The following is a 19,120-nucleotide window of genomic DNA, read 5'->3' as shown; positions in this document are numbered from 1 at the left end:
TGGGCTCGATCACACGATAACAGCGTCCGCGCCGAGCAGCGGATCGACCTTCGGAGCGTCTGCGAAGGTCGGCGAGTTGCCGGTCGCATAGAAGTCGCTGGCCGACAGGATCGTGCCGGCGGCGACCTGTGCGAACAGGACCTTCTCGCCTGCGCCGCTGCCGTCGGCATCGTAATAGATATTGCCGGTAGCCTGGTCGTAGATGATGCGGTCGCTGACGTCCTGCGCCTCGGTCCCCGCGACGAAGGCCGATTCGTACAGCGTGCCGAAGCGCACTTCGGTGAAGGCCGGACGCGCCAGCTCGATCACGTCGACACCGCTTTCGAAGTCGGTGATCGTGTCGACGCCGTCGTAATTGTCGAACACGAAGGTGTCTGCATCTTCGCCGCCGGTCAGCATATCCGAACCGATACCGCCGACGATGCGGTCGGCATGACGGCCGCCGTCGATGATGTCATCGCCCGCGCCGCCGATCAGGAGGTCTTCGCCATTGAAGCCGATCAGCGTGTCATTGCCTTCCTTGCCATTGAGGAAGTCGAAGCCGAAGCCGCCGTCGAGGATGTCGTTGCCGAGGCCGCCGGTGATCTGGTCGTTGCCGCCCTCACCCATCAGCACATCGTCGCCGTCGCCGCCGCGCAGCTTGTCCCAGCCGTCGCCGCCCAGCATCGTGTCGGCGTGCGCGCCGCCGAGCATGCGGTCGTTGCCGATGCCGCCCTCGAGATAGTTGACGCCATTGCCGCCCATCATGAGGTCATCGCCTGCGCCGCCGAACATCTGGTCGTTACCTTCGCCGCCGAACAGCTTGTCGAATTCGACACCGCCCAGCAGGACGTCGTCGCCGAGGCCGCCGAACATGCGGTTGAAGCCGCCAGCAGCGGTCAGCGTGTCGTTGCCGTCATTGCCATAGAGCCAGTCGTCGCCGTCACCGCCATCGACGGTGTCGTCGCCCAGCCAGCCGCTGATGATGTCGTTCCCGGCAAGGCCCTGCAGCACGTTGGCCTGGTAGTTGCCGCCGATCGTGTCGTTGCCCGAGCCGCCGATGGCGTTCTCGATGACGGTGCCGGCTGCGATCGCGACATTGCCGACAAGGCCGCCGATGTTCATGAAATTACCCGCGAACAGCGAGATCACCTGGTCCGCGCCGAACTGCGAATAATCGAGCGTATCGACGCCCGCGCTATCGACGATGGTATAGGCCGCATTGCCGTGGACCGATGCATCGAACAGGGCGCCTGCCGTGCTTCCGAAGCCATAGGTGTCGTCGCCCGTACGGGTGTTCGACGGTGCGCCGTAAAGCAGCTGGATTGCGGCAACATCGGCCATCATCGGCGTAATCGCGGCGACGTTGGAGAAGCCGCTGGCTGCGAACAGCTCGTTCGTGGCATTGCTGAAGCCCGACATCACCGACCACGCGCTGCTGTCATTGGCAAAGATCAGGTCGGCCGCAGTGTAGGAGACCGCATCGCCATTGGCATAGCTGCCCGCATGACCGAGGCCCAGCGCGTGGCCGATCTCGTGCATGATCGCCTGGTAGACAGCGTCGCCCGTACCCATCGTAGCGGCATTGAGCGACACGAGGGCCGAAAGGATTTCGCCGCCTGCGCTGTTGACCAGCGTTTCGGTCGAAGCGCCGTCCGCAAAGGTCAGCGCGCCGCCGACTTGCTCGACAAAGGTGATGCCTGCCGCATCGCCCCATGCGCCGAGCGCGTCGCGCACGGCGTCCTGCATGCCCGCATCGAGCCCGCTGAGGTCGAAGGTGATCGTGCGCGTCGCGTCGAGCGACCAGATCGCACCGTTTGCGCCCATGTCGGCAAACCAGGTCGAAGCGATGTATTCGGCCATCTGCGAGACATCGCCGTCGCCCGCTTCGCGGCTGAGGTCGGCGGTCAGCGCGTAGCTGCCCGACACGCTGTCCTGGTAACCGCTGACGGCTACGTAATAGGTGCCAGCCGAAGCTGCGAATTCGAGCGTCGAATAGAAGTCGGTGCCGTTGTCGTCGTTCGAGGCAAGGACATTGCCCGCCGCATCGTAGATCGTGATGACCGTATCGCCGGCGCCTGCGCCCACACCTGCCGCTGTCGAGAAGGTGATCGCCTGCGTCGAGGTGATATCGAAGGCATACCAGTCCTGGTCGCCGGTAAAGTCGAGCTGGTCTGAGATCGTCTGGCCGATCGCGATGGTGCCAGCCGTGGCCGCGTCGGCTCCGAAGGTATCGTTGAGATTTACTTCGGTCATCGTGAGATCGAAGGAACCGGTCAGGTCGGTGTAGCCCGACACCGCGATATAGAAGACGCCGTCGGTCTCTGCCGTGTAGAGCAGGCTCGCCTGGAGCGAGCCGTTGGCATCGTCATTGCCGGTAATCAGATTGCCGTTGGCATCATAGATGGCGATCACACTGTCGCTCAGCGGCGAGACTGCACCTTCGGCAGTGCCGAACTGGTAGGTGGTGCCGGCAGTCAGCTCGACGCGATACCAGTCCTGGTCGCCGCGGGTGTCGATGATGTCGGAAACCGTCTCGCCAGCCGCCAGGGTCGCGGTGGTGGAGATGTCGCCAGCGGTTACGTCGACGGTGGCTGTGTTGCCATTGCCGTTTCCGTTGCCGCCGCCATTGCCATTGCCGCCGCCGTTGCCGCCACCATTGCCGTTGGTGGAGCCGTTGCCGTTGGTCGAGCCATTGCCGTTAACGCCGCCGTTGCCGTTGCCGTTGCCGTTGCCGCCGCCGTTACCGCCGCCATTGCCGCCGCCGTTACCGCCGCCATTGCCGCCACCGTTGCCGCCGCCATTACCACGGCCGTTGCCGCCGGTCGGTTCGACCGTCTCGGGCGTGAAGGGCTTGTGCTCTTTAACCTGTACCATTTGTCCAGTCCGTCCCCGTGGCCGTTCGGCTTTTCCGCCCCTTGCGGATTCACCCCCCAGCTATGGTTTTCGTCACTGTCGCTTTTGCCTCCAAATTCTTAACGACCCCCTACGAAAACACCGAAAACGGGCCAAAAATGCATTATTTTTCACGCATTTGCGTCAACTTATGGTTAACAGGGAATTGAGCCGCCGCCCTGGGTTAATACGCGGGTTAGGATTCGCGAATCGCTTTTGAATGATTGGTGCGAAGCTTACCGGCCAAGAGATCGCGTCTTTCGACAGGCAGAAACCGGCCCCAAAGCTGTCACCCGTCCCTGAACCACCTGCTCTGTGCGTTCTATGACTCGGGCGATCCACCCACAGCCTGGTAGAGTCCGATCACTGTAGTTAGCTCATCGGCCCTTACCTGGATCAGCGCCAGTTCCACGCCAAGCAGGGCGCGCTGTGCATCGACCTGCTCGATATAGGGTGTGTAGCCCGCGCGGTACCGGTTACGCGCATGGCGCAACGCGTCGGCCACGGCCAGTTGCTGGGCTTCGAGCGCAGCTTCCTGGTCCTGCAGGTTGGCGAGCACCGCCATGCGGTCTTCGACCTCCCTGAACGCATTGAGCACGGTGGAGCGGTAAGCCCAAGCTGCCTGGTCCCGCTGCGCCGTGGCTCCGTCGAGCTGCGCCTGCAGCTTGCCGCCCTGGAAGATCGGGGCAAGGATGCTGCCGCCCAGCGACCAGACGCCCACGGGATCGGCGAGCAGGTCGGATAGCACCAGCCCCGCCGCTGCGCCCAAATCTATCGAGGGCATGAAGTCGGCGCGCGCCATGCGCATTTTCGCGTCGGCCGCGGCGATGCGATATTCCGCCGCTGCCACATCGGGACGACGGCGCAGCAGCTCGGACGGCAGGGTCGCAGGTGCAGGTGGCCTGCGCAAATCCTCCAATGTCCCGCCGCGCGTGATCGCGCCCGGCAGTTCGCCGGTCAGCACCGAAAGCGCGTTTTCCTGCCGCGCGATCTGCGCCTTCAATTGCGGGACGAGCTGCGCGGTGGCCTGGTACTCGGCTTCGGCCTGCCTGAGGGGAAGCTGCGAAGTATAGCCGACCTCGGCCCGGTCGCGGGCGAATTTCACCGCCTCCTGCCGCTTGGCCAGCGTTTCTTCCAGCACCGAGAGCCGCCGGTCGAGCGCCAGCAGGGTGATGTAGCCGGTAGCGGTTGCCGCGCTCACCGACAGCCGCGCCGCCTCCGCGCCCGCAGCGCTGGCAGCGACACCCGCCTCGGCGGCATCGATGCGGGCGGCGTTCTTGCCGAACAGATCCACTTCGTAGGAAGCGCGAAAGGCAGGCTGCGCAGCGACGGACGTCTGCGCCTGCCCGAAGGGGGAAACCTCGCGCCGGACCCCGCCTTCTACGCCCGCACCCACCGAAGGCAGGAGGTAGCCTCTGGAGCCCCGTTCGGTCGCGCGCGCCTCTTCGACGCGGGCTGCGGCGACCTGCAGGTCCGCATTGTTGGACCGCGCCTTTTCGACAAGGACCGAGAGCTGCGGGTCGCCGAAAGCGTCCCACCAGTCACGCTCGATGGGGGCGGTCACACCGAGGTCTGTGCGCCATTCGGTCGGCGGGGCGACGGCGCTACCGATCGGGGCCTCCTGCAGCGCGGGTGCGCAGGCGGAGAGGGCAAGCGCGGTGGTGGCCAAAAGGGCAAACGATATGCGCTTCACGATCAATCCTCCGTATGGACGGTGGCGATAACCGACATGCCCGGGCCGAGCCGCCTTGCCGCCTCCTGCCCCTTGTCGAGCACGATGCGCACGGCGATGCGCTGCGGCACCTTCACGAAATTGCCTGCTCCCGTGTCGGGCTTCACGAGGCTGAATTCGCTGCTGGCCGCCGGCGCGATGCTCTGCACGCGGCCGGTGAGTTCCACGCCGCCCAGCGCATCGATCTCCAGCGTGGCGCGCTGGCCGACCGCCATGTTCGCGGTTTGCGTTTCCTTGAAATTGGCGACCACCCACAAATCGTCGGGCACGATATACATGAGCTGGGTCCCGGCAGTGACCAGCTGACCCACGCGCGCGCTGACCTCGCTCAGGCGTCCGGCCCGCGGCGCGCGGATCTCGGTGCGGGAAAGCTCGAACTCGGCGAGGCCTTTGGTCGCCTCGGCGCCAGCCACCTGCGCTTCGAGCGCGCCGCGCCCGACGGTGACCGAGCGCACGTTTTCCGCCGCGATGGCGCGCTGCGCCTGCGCCTGCCTCACGCCCGCCTGAGCCTGTTGCAGCGCTGCACGGGCCTGGTCGCGTTCGCGTAAGGACACCGAGCCTTCATCGACCAGTTCGGCGATGCGGTTCATGTCGGCCTGCGCTTTCTGCAGCCCCGCGCGGGCGGCAGCTACGGCGGCATCCTGCGCTTCGAGCTGCGCCTGAGCCGAGCGCAGGCTCTGTGCGCTGTTGGCCAGCGTGGCTTGCTGCGCTGCCGTGTTGGCCGCGCCCTGCTGGAGCTTTTGCTGGTAGGGTGCATCGTCGATCCGGGCGAGCAGATCGCCCTTCTCCACGCGCTGGAAGTCCACCACCGGCACATCGACGAGGTAGCCTGCAACCTGCGGGCTGACGACCGTGGTGCGCCCGCGGACATAGGCGTTGTTCGTTGTCTCGTCGCCGCCTGCGAAAGGTGGCAGGCCCCAGGCAAACAGCGCCACGAGCACGCCGATCAGGATCGCTCCGACAGCCACCACGATGCGGCGGCGCGAGGGATTGGGCGACCACCCGGTTTCCTGCTCAGGCGCGGGCGCGTCTTCGGTCATGGTTTCGGTTTTCGAAGGGTTCGGGTCGGTCATTGTCTGGTCCTTGCGAGCATGGCCTCCATGAAGGCCAGTTCCTTGGCGAGCGGGTTGCGCCCGCGGATCTTGTTGATGAGCCACGGCACGAAGACGAAGGCGAACGTCACCGCCGACAGCGTGCCGATGAGGAAGAAAACATCGTTGAAGGCGAGCACTGCGGCCTCGCGGCCGACTTCCTGCGAGACGCTCGCGGCGGCGGCCTGTTGCTGGAGCGCAGGATCGCCCTGGAGCGGCGCGGCGCGCTGTGCGGCATTGCCGAGAGCCTGGCCGAGCTGCTGGTTGGCGAGCGTGAGAGTACTGCCCGCGTCGATGAGGTGCGTCTTCAACCGCACGGTATGGAAGGCGGAGAGCAAGGAAATTCCCGCAAGGCCGCCGATCGATTGCGAGAGCGAAAATATCGCGATGAAGCTGATGACGTAGCTCTGACCTGCCGCGAGCGCGCGCAGCATGCCCTCCATCATGATCGGCCCCATCGCGAAGACCGCCGCGAAGGCGATGGCGGCCTGCGTGAGGTAGAGGTCCTGCGGCCGCGTCATTACGCCGGTGCGCGTATCGGCAAAGGCGGCGATGCAGATGACGAGAATCGCGAAGAGCACGGGCCGGGTGAGGTCCTTGGGGTCCAGCCGCACAACCGACAGCGCCATGCCGCCGAATGTCGCACCGGCAAGCACCCAGAAATAGCCTGTCAGCTGCTCGTTGCCGTAACCCAGCGCGGTGAACATCCCGCTCGCCCCAAAGCCCTGTTCGGCAACAAGGATGCGCACCGTCGCCCCGATCAGCGCGAGCGCGAGGATGGAGCGGCTCGACAGCCAGCTGAGGTCGAGCATGGGGCTCTTGCGGTTGGCCTCGATCAGGAAGCACCCGCCCAGCGCGAGGATGCTGGCGGCCAGCGCGTAGCCGAGCCACGGCGTGTCCCACCACTGGATGCGGCCCTGGATGAGGAAGGCGCAGAGCGCGGCGACACCGACGACAAACAGGGCGATGCTCGGGATATCGAGCTTCTCGAAGGTCTGCTTGCGGATGCCCGGCGGCAGGCGCAGCCAGTAGACCATCCCCAGGCCGAGCAAGGAAAGCGCGAACTGGAACTGGAAGATATGGCTGATGTCACCATCGACCAGCAGCGCTGGCGACAGCGCACGGGTCAGCGGGAAAGCGACCTGTGTCAGGCCGAGCGAGATGACCAGCCCGCCGACGCGCATGGCGGGGGGCAGGCCCTGCATGAGGTAATAGATGGCGAGCGCCGACAACCCGCTGGCCGTGATGCCCGCAACCGCACGCGCGGCGAGTTCGGGATAGTAGCCGGGACCGATCATTTGCACGAAATTGGCCGCGACCAGTCCCGCCATGGCCCAGCGCACGAAAGGCTGGATGCCGAATTCCTGGCGCACGCGGAACAGCAGCATGCTCATCGTGGCATAGGTCGAGTAGAAGGCCACCGTCAGCCAGCCAGCCTCGACCGGGGTCAGCGCAAACTCGGCCTGTAGCGCCGGGGAATTGGCGAGCAGAAAGCCGTTTTGCGCACCGCCCACCAGCGCCATAAAGACACCGATGGCGAGATAGGCCGCGCGGCGCGCAGGAGGGTGATCGGGATTGGCCGGAGAGCCGGGGAGGATCGGCATCTCGTGCGGCTTGAACCGATAGCCGCCCACATGGTCGACGAGGGTATCGCGTTCGGTCACGGCATAAGCTCTCCCTCGACGAGAACCTCTTCCAGCGCGGCTGCAAACTGCGCATCGTCTTCCATGCCGCCGACCAGCTTGCCGAGGCGTTCGCGCCGGGCGACGGTGCTGGCGGCGGAGTAGATGAAATTCGCCACGCGGAACTCGAGATGCGCGGGTGCGTCACCCCGCTCCTCAGCCGCCGCCTGAGCCAGATCGATGAAGTGCCGGTGCAGCGGCAGCGAAAGCGTTTCGAGCAGCCATTGCGAGCGGTCGCTGTCGATGGTGATATCGCGCAGCAGCAGGCGGGGGACCTCGGGCCGGTCGAGGAGGTAGGCGAGAAACGCGCGGGCCGAATGGCCGAGCCGCTGCTGCGCGCTTGCCTCGTCGCTATTGCCGGGAGCCTGTTCGAGCGCCTCGCGCAGGTCGGCTCCGGCCTGCGAGACGATATCCTTCCACAAGCCCTGCTTTCCGCCAAAGCGATAGGAAATCAGGGCAACGTCGACCCCGGCATCGCCGGCGATCTCGCGCAGCGAGGTGGCCTCGAAACCCTGCGCGGCAAAGCGCTGCAGCGCGGCGCGAGATATCGCCGCACTGGTGTCGGTATCGGTATCCTTGGGGCGTCCCCGCCCGCGTCGCTCAGCCATTCACCGCTCCTTGTGCGTTGCAACATAAGGCCCGGCGTCAGATTATTCAATGCCTGTTGAATAAATCGACATGGGCCTGCTGCCAACCGCGCGGAGCGACCCATTCTCCTTGGATAAACACCGTCACGCGAAGGGTTCCGCACGATAGGGAAAATTGCGTTTCGAAACCGAACTGCCGCTGGCGTGTTCACATCACGAAGCCCGCTTCGATTGCGACGGGCGCAATTCCCTCGATAAAAGGACTACGCGCATGAAAATCCTCATGGTTCTCACCAGCCACGACAAACTGGGCGATACCGGCAAGAAGACCGGTTTCTGGCTCGAGGAATTTGCGGCGCCCTATTATGTGCTCAAGGATGCGGGCCACGACATCACGCTGGCAAGCCCGGCCGGCGGACAGCCCCCGCTCGACCCCAAGTCCGACGAGCCCGACGCGCAGACCGATGCGACCAAGCGGTTCAAGGATGACGAGGAAGCGCAGGCCCACCTCGCATCGACCCACAAGCTTGCCGATATCGACGTCTCCAAGTTCGACGGGGTGTTCTACCCGGGCGGCCACGGTCCGCTGTGGGACCTGGCCGAAAGCGCCGAATCCAAAGCTATCATCGAAGGCGCGCTTTCGGCGGACAAGCCGGTGGCGCTCGTTTGCCATGCCCCTGCCGTGCTCAAGAATGTCGCCACGCCTGAAGGGGACCCGATCGTGAAGGGCCGGAAGGTCACCGGCTTCACCAACGAGGAGGAAGAAGCGGTTGGCCTGACCGACGTCGTGCCCTTCCTGCTCGAGGACGTGCTGAAGGAGCAGGGCGGCGAGTTTTCCAAGGACGGTGTATTCGAACCCTATGTCGTGCAGGATGGCCTGCTGATTACCGGCCAGAATCCGCCTTCGAGCGAGCCGGCTGCGGAAAAATTGCTCGAAGCGCTCGCCCGCGCGGAGTGAACTGCCCGGCCGTGAACGGCCATGAAATCAAGCCGTAAGCAAGCTGGCTGGTTTCGGGAGAAGCCAGCCAGCAGCTGCCACTATTTCCTTTCACCTGCCGAATTGCCTCACCATCGCTCAATCGGCGGACCTTAGCCGCTGAAGATCGCAAACCTCATCGACATCGACAAGCTGTCGTTCGTGAGGTGGCGCGATGAGCTCGGCGTCCCCCAGGTCGAGGCTTCGCGCCCCCCGATCACCGGATAGAGATTCGAGCAGCGGGAAGACAGAACGCGGGAAAATTGCCGGACATCCCGCACTGCGATCGGGATAGAGCGTGAAAGCTACGCCCTGCGCTTCGAGGAGCAGGCCAAGATGGCTGCGCGAGACAAGCGGCATGTCGGCGAGCATGATCACGACGCGATCACTATCGGCCAGCGCGCGCACTCCTGCAGCGATCGAAGTGCCCATACCCCTCTCTGCCACGGGGTTCTCGACCAGCCTCCATCCTTCGCGGCTCTCGATCGGGCTCTTGGGGCCAATCACGAGGAGGCGCTCGCTGGAATCAATACTCTCTGCGGTTTGTGCGGCCCATTCCCACAAGGGGCGTCCGCGAAAATCGGCGGTGAGCTTGCCGCCACCGAACCGTCTCCCTTGCCCGGCGGCAAGGAGCACCACGCCGGTCTTCGGCTCAGGCGAAGGCACGCATTTCCTCATAGCGACCGACAATTTCGGATAGCGCCGACAATGCGAGAGTTCGCGGAGATTTGCAGGCCGGCATCAGTCCGACCGGGCTGGTCAGTCGTGCGATCTGCTCTTCCGGAACGCCGCGCGCGGCAAGCGCCAATGTCCGGTCGGACCGCGCCTTTTCCCCGCCTTGCGCCCCGATGTAGAAAGCGTCGCTCGCCAGCGATTGTTGGAGCAGGGCCAGTTCCCACTCGTGATCATGGAACAGCAGCAGGCAGGCCGTCCAGGGATCAAAGTGCACATTGCGAGCCGCTTGGCCAAGGGTGAGGTCGTCCTTGGAATACACCTCGACATCGACCTTCAGGGCTGAACACAGCGAAGCCATGGCGTCGAGCTCCGGCCCCTCCCCGAAGGCGACAAGTTTCAGCGAAGGGAGATATGTGCGGTCCAACCGGTGGTCTCCGCAATCGAACGGCAGCCGGACCGGGCGACGCGCCCTCAGCGCTCCGAGAGCGGAGCGACAGGCCGCACGATCCGGCGATGGGTCGATGAGGATATCGAGCCCGCCTCCACAAGGCAGGCGGAAGTCGATTGTCCGTGATCCCCGCCCATAACGCTCGACACGCCGATCCGCGCATTGCGCCATGTCACTCGCCAGCTGGTTTTCCAGGCAGCTATCGGCAAGATCGCCGACGGCAGTCCCGTCAGGCAAGACCGCCAGTTGCGCACCGAGACGCCGCGAGAAGCTGCCTTCTATCCCGACGATGGTGCAAAGGCCCACACCCGGCTGGCACGCTGCGGCCAGCGCGAGGTGGTCCTCGTCGCGCACCGCCTCAATCGTAATATCGACCAGCATCAGTCGGGCATTGCTGCGAGGACACGGTCCGGTGTCATCGGGTAATCGTACAGCCGGGCCCCGCAGGCGTGGTAGATCGCGTTGGCGATGGCTGCCGCTCCGCCGCACATGCCGAGTTCACCGATGCCCTTGGCCTGGATCGGGCTGGCCGCGCCATCGCGCTCTTCCACTAGCACGACATCGAGATCGGGCACGTCGCGGTGGACCGGGACATGGTATTCGGCAAGGTCGCAATTGACGAGATGTCCGTCGCGCGGATCGAACTCCAGCGCCTCGGTCAGCGCTACTCCGATGCTCCAGGTGATGCCGCCGATGCATTGCGAACGGGCGGTCCTGGCGTTGAGCACGCGCCCGAAGCCGAAGGCGCCGAGCATCCGATCGACGCGCGTTTCACCGGTGTAGTGGTTGACGCGCACCTCGGCGAAGAAGGCGCCGAAGCCGGACGCAGTGTAATCGTCCTCGATATCGCCGGGCTCGTAATGCCCTTCGCGGGCAAGGTCCTTGCCGCCGAGAAGGTCCGTCAGCGTCTCGCCGCCAGCGCTCTTGCCTTCGCGCAGTTCGAGTTCTTCCTCACTCGTGCCGAGCTTTGCGGCCAGTTCTTCGCGGATCGCCTTGCACGCGATGTACACAGCCGAACCGATCGATGCCGCGCCCCAGCTGCCGCCCGAGCCGGGGCCGCGTGGATGGCGCGTGTCGCCCAGTTCGACAAGAACCTGCGCTGGATTCAGGCCCAGCATCTCCCCGGCAACCTGCGCGAGGATGGTGTAGGTCCCGGTGCCGATATCGGTCATGTCCGTTTCGACCAGCGCCGTGCCATCGGCTTTCAGCGTGACCCGTGCCTTTGCCTCGGCGATATTGTGGACACGTGCAGCGCTGGCCATGCCGGTGCCGATCCACCACTCGCCCTCGCGCCGCTGGCGCGGCTTTCGAGGACCATTGTCCCAGCCAAAAGCCTCGGCCCCTTGCTTGAGGCATTCCGCGAGCTTGTGAGAGGAGAACGGGAGGCCTTCCTCGGGATCCTGCTCGGGAATGTTGCGCAGGCGCAGTTCGACCGGATCGATACCGGCCTTCTCGGCGAGCACATCCATCGCGCCTTCAAGGGTCGGCATCCCGACCGCCTCGCCCGGAGCGCGCACCGATCCGGCCGTCATGCGGTGGATGCGGGCAACATTGAGCATCAATTCGCGGTTCTCGCCGCCATACATGAAGTGCGACGATTGCAGCACGGGCTCGGCAAATGTCTCTCCGGGCAGGTTGGACACCAGCGCCTCGTGGCCGAAGCCGGTGAGCTTACCGTTTTCGTCAGCCGCGAGGCGCAGGTGCTGCGTGGTTTCACTGCGGCGCATGACCGTCTGGAACACCTGCTGGCGCGACTGCACGACACGGACAGGGCGACCCACCTGTTTCGCCGCCAGCGCGGCTGCGACGACCTCTTCGCTGATCCCCAGCTTGGACCCGAACCCGCCCCCGACGAAGCGGGCTATAAGGCGGATGTTCTCCTCCTCCATATCGAGCGCATCGGCCAGTTCGGTGATGTTGTAGTTGAGCATCTGGAGCGATGCGTGGACCGTCAGCTTGTCGCCGTCCCACTGGGCGATTGCGGCGTGCGGCTCCATCGCGGCAGAGGCATGGCCCTTGGTGGTATAGGTTACATCGACGCTGTGCGCGGCCTCGGCCATCGCATGCGCCAGATCGCCTTGGTGAACGGTCTCGTCTTCCTGCTCTTCGGGCTCGACCGCTTCGGGATCGATGGGTGCGTCAGCATCTTCGCGGTATTCGACCTTGAGGTGCTTGGCAGCGTCGCGCGCCTGTTCGAAGGTTTCAGCGACTACCAGTGCAATCGGCTGACCCCAGTAGCAGACCTGCGCCGGCCCCTGCATGGGCGCTTCGTTCGCCGTTCCCTGCGCCGCGCGGGTGCAGAGCTTCTCATCATCCACCACCGCAATCACGCCGGGCATGGAAAGCACGCTTGCCCGGTCGATGGAAGTGACCTCGCCGCGCGTGATGGTCGAAGTGACCAGCACACCTTCGGCGCAATTCTCTATCCGATATTCTGCGGCATAGGGTGCAGTCCCGGTGACCTTGGCCAGCCCCTCGATGCGCGGAAGGGGCTTGCCAATCACGCCCTGTTTCATCCCGTCGAGACGGTTGGAATTGTCGGGCTCGTCCTGCTTGAAATGGACCGTCATGCTGCGTCCTCCGTCGCCTGGGCCAGGACGGCGCGAAGCGTCCGGCGCGTAAGCGGTATCTTGAAATCGTTCTCGCCATAGCCGCGCGCGTCTTCGATCAGGATATCGGCAGCCTTGTCGAACAGCGCATCCGAAGGAGGCTGGCCCAGCAGGGCTTCACCGACGCGCGGATCGAACCACGGCTTGTGCGCGAGACCGCCAAAGGCGAGATCGGCGCGCGAAAACTTGCCGTCGGTCAGCTCGATTATGGCGGCGACGGAAACGAGCGCGAAGGCGTAGGACGAACGCTCGCGCACCTTGCGGTAGATTTGCGTGCCCCTGACGGGCGCCGGAAGAACGATGCCGGTGATGATCTCGCCCGGTTCGAGGACATTCTCGATCCACGGCGTATCGCCGGGCAGGAGGTGGAAGTCGCGCACAGGCACGCTGCGCTCACCCTTGTCGCCCGAAATCTGCACCTCCGCGCCCAGCGCGCTCAGCGCTACGGCCATGTCGCCCGGATAAGTCGCAATGCACTGCTCGCTCGTGCCAAGGATCGCGTGAAGCTTGGCGATGCCGTCGATCGCACCGCAACCGCTGCCCGGCTCGCGCTTGTTGCACGGCTGGTCGATATTGGTGAAGTAGAAGCACCGGGTGCGCTGGCACAGATTGCCGCCATTGGTGGCCTTGTTGCGCAATTGCTGCGTCGCCCCGGCCAAAATGGCGCGCGAGAGCACGGGATAATCGGCCCGCACACGCGGATGGACGGCGGTTTCGGTATTCGTGGCGAGCGCGCCGAGGCGCAGCCCGCCGTCTTCCGTGCCCTCGATCTCCGCAAGGCCCAGCTGGTTGATGTCGGCCAGCTGATCGGGCGTTTCCACCTGCAGCTTCATGAGGTCGAGGAGGTTGGTTCCGCCCGCAATGGCAAGCGTATCTTCCGCTGCAGTCAGGTTGGAAGCTTCGGCAAGCGAGGGCGCGCGGGTGTATTGGAACGGCCTCATGAGCGGTCTCCCGCCGCGACGTCCTCGATCGCCGCGATGATATTAGCATATGCGCCGCAGCGGCACAGATTGCCGCTCATGCGCTCGCGTATTTCTTCGCCGGAAATAGCGATGCGGCCTTCGAGGCTTTCGCTGGCGTCGCTCGGCCAGTCGGCGGCAATTTCCTCCAGCATGGCGGTGGCGGAACAGATCTGGCCCGGAGTGCAATAGCCGCACTGGAAACCGTCATGCTCGAGAAACGCGCGCTGGAGAGCGGAGGGCTCGTCGGGCGTGCCGAGACCTTCGATGGTCGTTACGCTGTCGCCATCATGCATCGCCGCCAGCGTCAGGCAGCTGTTGATGCGAATGCCGTTCACGATCACCGTGCATGCCCCGCACTGACCATGGTCGCAGCCCTTCTTCGTGCCGGTAAGACCGACGTGCTGCCTCAGAAAATCGAGAAGACTGACCCGCGGGTCTTCCGGCATCGGGTGAGCGGTTCCGTTAACGGTAATTGTATTAGCCAAGCGCGCCTCCTTTGCCCTTAAAACCGTCAGGCGGCCAAAGGTGTCCGGAAGCGAAAAATTATAAGTCCGGATGGCGCTGGTCCGCAAAACTTGGGACTTCGAGCGCGTGCCGATTGGTGCTGGAATACCGTGGTGCACTGAGCACCACACTCCCGATTCTCTTTGGAAAAGCAGTGGATGCCCCGTGAGGATTCGAACCTCAATTGACGGAGTCAGAGTCCGTAGTCTTACCATTAGACGACGGGGCATCAGCTCATGCGGGCGGGCCAGAATCGCCTCACGCCTGCATCAGAGGCCGCGCATCTAGTTTCACGCGCTCGCAAGGTCAACCCCGAGCTTGCTCCTTGCGCAACCTCCCGCTAGCATCGGCCCCAGGTCCCCGCGCGAGGTGGTTTCGCGCGGGAGGAATAACGAAAGATACCCCATGGCGGATCAGATTCCGCCGGACACAAAACGGGGCCAGGAAAGACAACGGGGCGGCACGTCCGGCAAGGTAGCCGATTTCCGCTACAAGCGCCCCTCCAGGTCCAAGGGCCGAAAAGCCCCGCAGCGTGATAATGCTGCGCGTCCGAACGGCGCAGCTCCGCGTCCTCAATCCCCGCCATCGAGCCCTCAACGCGCAAGGCGGCAGGCCTATGCCGCGCTCGACCTGGGCACCAACAACTGCCGCTTGCTGATCGCACGCCCTTCGGGCGAAAATTTCACCGTGATCGATGCCTTCAGCCGCGTCGTGCGCCTTGGTGAAGGGCTTGCCGCCAGCGGCAGGCTGTCTGACGAAGCGATGGAACGCACACTCGCCGCGCTTCACGTCTGCGCCGAGAAGCTGCGGCGCCGCCATGTGCACCTTGCGCGCTCTGTCGCGACCGAGGCCTGCAGGCGCGCGTCCAACGGCGCCGAATTCATCGAGCGGGTCCAGCGCGAGACGGGCATCATGCTCGACATCATTTCCGCCCAGGAAGAAGCGCGACTTGCGGTCCTTGGCTGTCACGTCCTGCTGGAGGACGGCGCAGGCCCGGCGGTCATCTTCGACATCGGCGGCGGCTCCACCGAACTGGTGCTGGTCGAGCCGAGCGGCGCGGTACCGCGCATCCTCGACTGGATGAGTGTGCCCTGGGGTGTCGTCTCGCTGACCGACACGGTCACCGGCTCCGACGATAATAAGGAAGAGCGGCTCGACCGGTACAAGCGCATGCGCCAGACCGTACTCGACAGCTTCAAGCCTTTTGCGGAACGCATCCGTGAATTTGCCAAGGGCCCCGACCCGATCCGCCTGCTGGGCACCAGCGGCACGGTGACGACGCTGGCAAGCCTCCACCTCGAACTGCCGCAATACGACCGGCAGGCAGTCGACGGGTTGATCGTCAACAGCAGCGACATGCGCGAAATTTCGGTCAAGCTGTCGCATATGAGCGGCCCCGAACGCCGCCAGCTCCCCTGCATCGGCGATGACCGCGCGAACCTCGTGGTGGCGGGCTGTGCGATCCTCGAAAGCATTCTCGACATCTGGCCGTCACAGACACTGGGCGTGGCCGACCGCGGCATTCGCGAAGGCATTTTGCGCAGCCTGATGGCCGCCGATGCCGACGGCGATCGCAGCCGCGCCGCCCTGCAACGCATGAGGGAACAGGATGTCTAGATCGGGCAAGGACAAGGACACGCGCGTCCGTACCGCGAAAAAGCGCAGCGAATCCTCGACCCGCTGGCTGCAGCGGCAACTCAACGATCCTTACGTCAAGCAGGCCAAGGCCGATGGCTATCGCAGCCGCGCGGCTTACAAGCTGATCGAGATGGACGAGAAATTCGGCCTGCTGCGCGGGGCGAAGCGGATCGTCGACCTCGGCATTGCGCCGGGCGGCTGGAGCCAGGTCGCGCGCAAGGTCGTACCCAAGGCGCATGTCGTCGGCATCGACCTGCTCGAAGTCGAGCCGATCGAGGGCGTCACCATCTTACAGATGGATTTCATGGACGACGATGCCCCGCGCGTGCTCGAGGAAGCCATGGGCGGCAAGGCCGATCTCGTGATGAGCGACATGGCCGCCAACACCGTCGGCCACAAGCAGACCGATCACCTGCGCACGATGGGCCTCGTCGAGGCCGGCGCATGGTTCGCGATCGAGAACCTCGAAAAGGGGGGGACCTTCTTGGCCAAGGTGCTCGCCGGCGGGACCGACAAGGACCTGCTCGACCTGCTCAAGAAGCATTTCAAGACCGTGAAACACGCCAAGCCGCCCGCCAGCCGCAAGGGCTCGAGCGAGTGGTACGTGATCGCGCAGGGTTTCAAGGGCTGAAGCCAGGCACAAAAAACCCCGCTCGAAGGCGGGGTTTTTCGTTTCAGCATTCAGACGAAGATCAGTCGACCTTGGTCGCGCCTTCGTTGTCGCCTGCAGCGTTGGCCGATGCGACCGGCTCGTCGGCGCCCATTGCGCCAGCGGCTTCGGCTTCGCTCGGCTCTTCGCCTGCGACGGCTACGCCCTCGGCGCCTTCCTCGGCGGCAGGAGCGGCCGGTTCCGGCTTGGCCGGTGCGCCGCCATAGGTCGACAGGAATTCCATGAGATTGGCACGATCTTCAGCCTTGGACAGACCGGCGAAGCTCATCTTGGTGCCATTGGCAAAGCTGCGCGGGCTGGTGAGCCACGCGTCCATGTTTTCCCAGGTCCATTCGCCGCCGTGGCCCGACAAGGCCGACGAATAAGCGAAGCCCGGAGCATGGCTACCGATGGCCGCGCCCATCACGCCGTAAAGGTTCGGACCGATGCCGTTGGCACCGCCCTGGTCGATCGTGTGGCAAGCGGTGCACTTGGCGAAGACACGTTCGCCGGCAGCCGCATCGGCCGAAGCGAGCAGCGTACCGAGATCGGGCCCTGCGTTGGCGCCGCCATCTTCTTCTTCAGCTTCCACGAAATAACCGAAGTCCTTGTCTTCGGGATATTCGTAGCTGTCGGCATGGAAATACATGCCTGCGCCGATCGAGGCGGCGAGTGCGACGATGCCGGAGAAGAGAACCCAGCCGGATGCGGTGTTGAAACGGTCGTCCATTGCGTGATTGCCTGCGAGAATCCGAGTGATCTGTTGGTTGCGCGTCGCTCTAGTGCCGTGGGCGCGCTCGCGCAAGTGCAAGGCTCGCAATTACGCTTGCGGTGCCGGAAAGCCGCCGATAGCAGCAGCCTTAATGCGTACTTTTGCAAGACCCGCGATCGAAATGGTCGACAGCATGCGGCAGGCTGCCGCAACCGATCCCGCACGCGCCATCGCCTTTGGCGGCGCCCCCGGATCGAATTCGCACCAGGCCGCGATGCAGTTCGATCCCGAATGCCTGCCGCTTCCCTACATGGGTTTCGAGGACGCGCTCGACGCTGTGAAACAGGGCCGTGCCGGTTGCGCCATGATCCCGATCGAGAACAGCCAGCACGGGCGCGTGTCGGACATCCACTTCCTGCTGCCCGAAAGCGGGCTGTCGATCGTGGCCGAACATTTCATGCGCATCACCCACGCGCTGATGGCGACCGGACCCGGCCCGTTCGAAGCCGCCTACAGCCACCCGCAGGCCCTCGGGCAGTCGCGCGCGTTTCTGCAGGAGCGCGGGATCGTGGCGCTCGCCCATGCCGATACGGCAGGTGCCGCGGCCTATGTGGCCGAGATGCAGGATCCCAGATTCTGCGCGATCGCTCCGCCGATGGCTGCCGAGCTTTACGGTCTCGATATCATCGAGAACGAGGTCGAGGACGCCCATGACAACACCACGCGCTTCGTCGTGCTGGCCAAGGAACCGCGCGATCCTGCGGGGATCGAGGCTGAAACCGCGATGACCACCTTCATCTTCGAGGTGAAGAACGTGCCCGCCGCGCTTTACAAGGCGCTGGGCTGCTTTGCGACCAACGGCGTCAACATGACCAAGCTGGAAAGCTACCAGAAGGGCGCAAGCTTTGCAGCGACCCGGTTCTACGCAGATATCGAGGGCGCGCCGGGCGATCCGCGAGTGGATACCGCGCTCGAAGAACTCGAATTCCAGACCAATGACGTCCGCCTGCTCGGCAGCTATGCACAGGCAAGGAAGCGCGGATGAGGTTCGACCGGCGCAGCGTGATCGCAGGTGCGGCAGCGCTGGCCGGGGCGGCCTGTGTCCCGTTGGACCAGAGCACGCAAGGCAGGATCACTGCCAAGCTGCGGATCATTGAGCGCGCGCTAGGCGGACGGCTTGGCGTGGCCTTTCTTGCGCCGGAAGCTGGCGCAAGCCTCGACTATCGCGGCGCGGAGCGGTTTCCGCTGGCCTCGACCTTCAAGACCTCGCTCGCCGCGCTGGCGCTCTCGCTGGAACAGCAGGGCAAGCTCGACCTGTCGCAGCGAGTGACATGGACGAAGGACGATCTCATCTTCCACACGCCTTTTACCGGCGAGCGGATCGAGACGGGCGCCACCTTGCGCGAGCTGGCCCAGGCTGCGCAGCAAAGTTCGGACAACCTCGCGGCCAATCTCGTCCTCGACCGGGTCGGCGGTCCTGCCGGACTAACCGAATTCTGGCGACAGCTTGGCGATAATTCCTCGCGGCTCGACCGGGTGGAAACGCGGCTGAATTACGTGCCACCCGGCGAAGAGCGCGACACCACCACACCGATCGCCGTGGCTTCGACGCTCTCGAAAATACTGGTTTCGGGCAGCGGCAACCCGCTCGATAGCGCGCGCGCAGCCGAATTGCGCAGCTGGATGGTGGACAGCACAACCGGCCTCGCCCGCGTGCGTGCAGGCCTTCCCGACACGTGGGTCGCTGGCGACAAGACCGGCAATTCGAGCGACTGGGGCGGCACGATGGGATATCTTCGCGGCGATATCGGCTTCGTCGAAAGCCCGACTGGCGATCCCGTGTTCTTCGCCGCCTATCACCAGAGCCCGCTCGGCGACACGATCGACGGGGATCGGGTCGATGCCGCATTTGCCGAAATCGGCCGCACGCTGACCGGCTGGGTCCGGCGGCTCTATAGGATCGTGCTTACCTGATCGGGCA

Annotated in this window: 16 protein-coding genes and 1 tRNA gene; 5 read left to right on the top strand and 12 right to left on the bottom strand. The window is 64.6% G+C overall.

The features are described from left to right. Nucleotides 1-9 precede the first annotated feature (9 nt). The 5 genes from K3136_RS10360 to K3136_RS10340 form a co-directional block, all read right to left on the bottom strand. Nucleotides 10-2,856: a M10 family metallopeptidase C-terminal domain-containing protein gene (locus K3136_RS10360; protein WP_221430240.1), complete on the bottom strand. Its 2,847-nt coding sequence runs from the start codon at nucleotides 2,854-2,856 to the stop codon at nucleotides 10-12. 340 nt (nucleotides 2,857-3,196) lie between these two features. Beyond that, on the bottom strand, nucleotides 3,197-4,567 hold the full coding sequence (locus K3136_RS10355; protein WP_221430239.1) for an efflux transporter outer membrane subunit: 1,371 nt from the start codon (nucleotides 4,565-4,567) through the stop codon (nucleotides 3,197-3,199). 2 nt (nucleotides 4,568-4,569) lie between these two features. Next, nucleotides 4,570-5,679: an HlyD family secretion protein gene (locus K3136_RS10350; protein WP_221430238.1), complete on the bottom strand. Its 1,110-nt coding sequence runs from the start codon at nucleotides 5,677-5,679 to the stop codon at nucleotides 4,570-4,572. Beyond that, entirely contained in the window at nucleotides 5,676-7,361 is a 1,686-nt protein-coding gene (locus K3136_RS10345; RefSeq protein WP_221430237.1) for an MFS transporter, read from the bottom strand. Before K3136_RS10345 ends, K3136_RS10350 begins: the two co-directional genes overlap by 4 nt. Beyond that, nucleotides 7,358-7,987, bottom strand: a complete 630-nt coding sequence (locus K3136_RS10340; protein WP_221430236.1) for a TetR family transcriptional regulator — start codon at nucleotides 7,985-7,987, stop codon at nucleotides 7,358-7,360. Before K3136_RS10340 ends, K3136_RS10345 begins: the two co-directional genes overlap by 4 nt. A gap of 250 nt (nucleotides 7,988-8,237) precedes the next feature. Between K3136_RS10340 and K3136_RS10335 the strand changes: the two genes are divergently transcribed. After that, a complete protein-coding gene (locus K3136_RS10335; protein WP_221430235.1) occupies nucleotides 8,238-8,924 on the top strand; it encodes a type 1 glutamine amidotransferase domain-containing protein in 687 nt (228 codons plus the stop codon). A gap of 117 nt (nucleotides 8,925-9,041) precedes the next feature. Here K3136_RS10335 and K3136_RS10330 read toward each other — a convergent pair whose 3' ends face one another. From K3136_RS10330 to K3136_RS10305, 6 genes are all read right to left on the bottom strand, one after another. Then, nucleotides 9,042-9,608 (bottom strand): nucleotidyltransferase family protein, encoded by a 567-nt coding sequence (locus K3136_RS10330; protein ID WP_221430234.1) that lies wholly within the window; start codon nucleotides 9,606-9,608, stop codon nucleotides 9,042-9,044. Then, on the bottom strand, nucleotides 9,595-10,446 hold the full coding sequence (locus K3136_RS10325; RefSeq protein ID WP_221430233.1) for an XdhC family protein: 852 nt from the start codon (nucleotides 10,444-10,446) through the stop codon (nucleotides 9,595-9,597). Before K3136_RS10325 ends, K3136_RS10330 begins: the two co-directional genes overlap by 14 nt. Next, nucleotides 10,446-12,635, bottom strand: coding sequence for a xanthine dehydrogenase family protein molybdopterin-binding subunit (locus K3136_RS10320; protein WP_221430232.1), 2,190 nt, complete (start codon nucleotides 12,633-12,635; stop codon nucleotides 10,446-10,448). The genes K3136_RS10325 and K3136_RS10320 overlap by 1 nt, the downstream gene beginning before the upstream one ends. Beyond that, on the bottom strand, nucleotides 12,632-13,615 hold the full coding sequence (locus K3136_RS10315) for an FAD binding domain-containing protein (protein WP_221430231.1): 984 nt from the start codon (nucleotides 13,613-13,615) through the stop codon (nucleotides 12,632-12,634). The genes K3136_RS10320 and K3136_RS10315 overlap by 4 nt, the downstream gene beginning before the upstream one ends. Further along, entirely contained in the window at nucleotides 13,612-14,121 is a 510-nt protein-coding gene (locus K3136_RS10310; protein WP_221430230.1) for a 2Fe-2S iron-sulfur cluster-binding protein, read from the bottom strand. Before K3136_RS10310 ends, K3136_RS10315 begins: the two co-directional genes overlap by 4 nt. Nucleotides 14,122-14,295: 174 nt before the next feature. After that, nucleotides 14,296-14,369: transfer RNA gene (locus K3136_RS10305), tRNA-Gln, on the bottom strand. A 176-nt stretch (nucleotides 14,370-14,545) separates the two neighbouring features. On the opposite strand from K3136_RS10305, the gene K3136_RS10300 reads away from it, so the two are divergent. Both K3136_RS10300 and K3136_RS10295 read left to right on the top strand, forming a co-directional pair. Beyond that, a complete protein-coding gene (locus K3136_RS10300) occupies nucleotides 14,546-15,757 on the top strand; it encodes a Ppx/GppA phosphatase family protein (RefSeq protein WP_221430229.1) in 1,212 nt (403 codons plus the stop codon). Further along, nucleotides 15,750-16,409: an RlmE family RNA methyltransferase gene (locus K3136_RS10295; protein ID WP_221430228.1), complete on the top strand. Its 660-nt coding sequence runs from the start codon at nucleotides 15,750-15,752 to the stop codon at nucleotides 16,407-16,409. The genes K3136_RS10300 and K3136_RS10295 overlap by 8 nt, the downstream gene beginning before the upstream one ends. Nucleotides 16,410-16,470: 61 nt before the next feature. On the opposite strand, the gene K3136_RS10290 is transcribed toward K3136_RS10295, so the two are convergent. Further along, nucleotides 16,471-17,157: a c-type cytochrome gene (locus K3136_RS10290; RefSeq protein WP_221430227.1), complete on the bottom strand. Its 687-nt coding sequence runs from the start codon at nucleotides 17,155-17,157 to the stop codon at nucleotides 16,471-16,473. Nucleotides 17,158-17,290: 133 nt separating this feature from the next. Between K3136_RS10290 and K3136_RS10285 the strand changes: the two genes are divergently transcribed. Both K3136_RS10285 and bla read left to right on the top strand, forming a co-directional pair. Further along, nucleotides 17,291-18,184, top strand: a complete 894-nt coding sequence (locus tag K3136_RS10285; protein ID WP_221430226.1) for a prephenate dehydratase — start codon at nucleotides 17,291-17,293, stop codon at nucleotides 18,182-18,184. After that, nucleotides 18,181-19,113 carry a class A beta-lactamase gene (gene bla / locus K3136_RS10280; protein WP_221430225.1) on the top strand — a complete coding sequence of 311 codons (933 nt, stop codon included), beginning with the start codon at nucleotides 18,181-18,183 and terminating at the stop codon, nucleotides 19,111-19,113. The genes K3136_RS10285 and bla overlap by 4 nt, the downstream gene beginning before the upstream one ends. The last annotated feature ends 7 nt before the right edge of the window (nucleotides 19,114-19,120 follow it).

It is taken from the genome of Qipengyuania gelatinilytica (assembly GCF_019711315.1).
GTDB classification, from domain to species: Bacteria; Pseudomonadota; Alphaproteobacteria; order Sphingomonadales; family Sphingomonadaceae; genus Qipengyuania; species Qipengyuania gelatinilytica.
This window is presented reverse-complemented; position numbering and strand designations above follow the sequence as displayed.

Excerpts from the sequence above, each read along its gene's own strand:
- K3136_RS10315 (WP_221430231.1), bottom strand. The coding sequence starts at position 13,615 with ATGAGGCCGTTCCAATACACCCGCGCGCCCTCGCTTGCCGAAGCTTCC.
- K3136_RS10295 (WP_221430228.1), top strand. The coding sequence starts at position 15,750 with ATGTCTAGATCGGGCAAGGACAAGGACACGCGCGTCCGTACCGCGAAA.
- K3136_RS10360 (WP_221430240.1), bottom strand. The coding sequence starts at position 2,856 with ATGGTACAGGTTAAAGAGCACAAGCCCTTCACGCCCGAGACGGTCGAA.
- K3136_RS10320 (WP_221430232.1), bottom strand. The coding sequence starts at position 12,635 with ATGACGGTCCATTTCAAGCAGGACGAGCCCGACAATTCCAACCGTCTC.
- K3136_RS10340 (WP_221430236.1), bottom strand. The coding sequence starts at position 7,987 with ATGGCTGAGCGACGCGGGCGGGGACGCCCCAAGGATACCGATACCGAC.
- K3136_RS10335 (WP_221430235.1), top strand. The coding sequence starts at position 8,238 with ATGAAAATCCTCATGGTTCTCACCAGCCACGACAAACTGGGCGATACC.
- K3136_RS10290 (WP_221430227.1), bottom strand. The coding sequence starts at position 17,157 with ATGGACGACCGTTTCAACACCGCATCCGGCTGGGTTCTCTTCTCCGGC.
- K3136_RS10350 (WP_221430238.1), bottom strand. The coding sequence starts at position 5,679 with ATGACCGACCCGAACCCTTCGAAAACCGAAACCATGACCGAAGACGCG.
- K3136_RS10285 (WP_221430226.1), top strand. The coding sequence starts at position 17,291 with ATGCGTACTTTTGCAAGACCCGCGATCGAAATGGTCGACAGCATGCGG.
- K3136_RS10300 (WP_221430229.1), top strand. The coding sequence starts at position 14,546 with ATGGCGGATCAGATTCCGCCGGACACAAAACGGGGCCAGGAAAGACAA.
- K3136_RS10325 (WP_221430233.1), bottom strand. The coding sequence starts at position 10,446 with ATGCTGGTCGATATTACGATTGAGGCGGTGCGCGACGAGGACCACCTC.
- bla (WP_221430225.1), top strand. The coding sequence starts at position 18,181 with ATGAGGTTCGACCGGCGCAGCGTGATCGCAGGTGCGGCAGCGCTGGCC.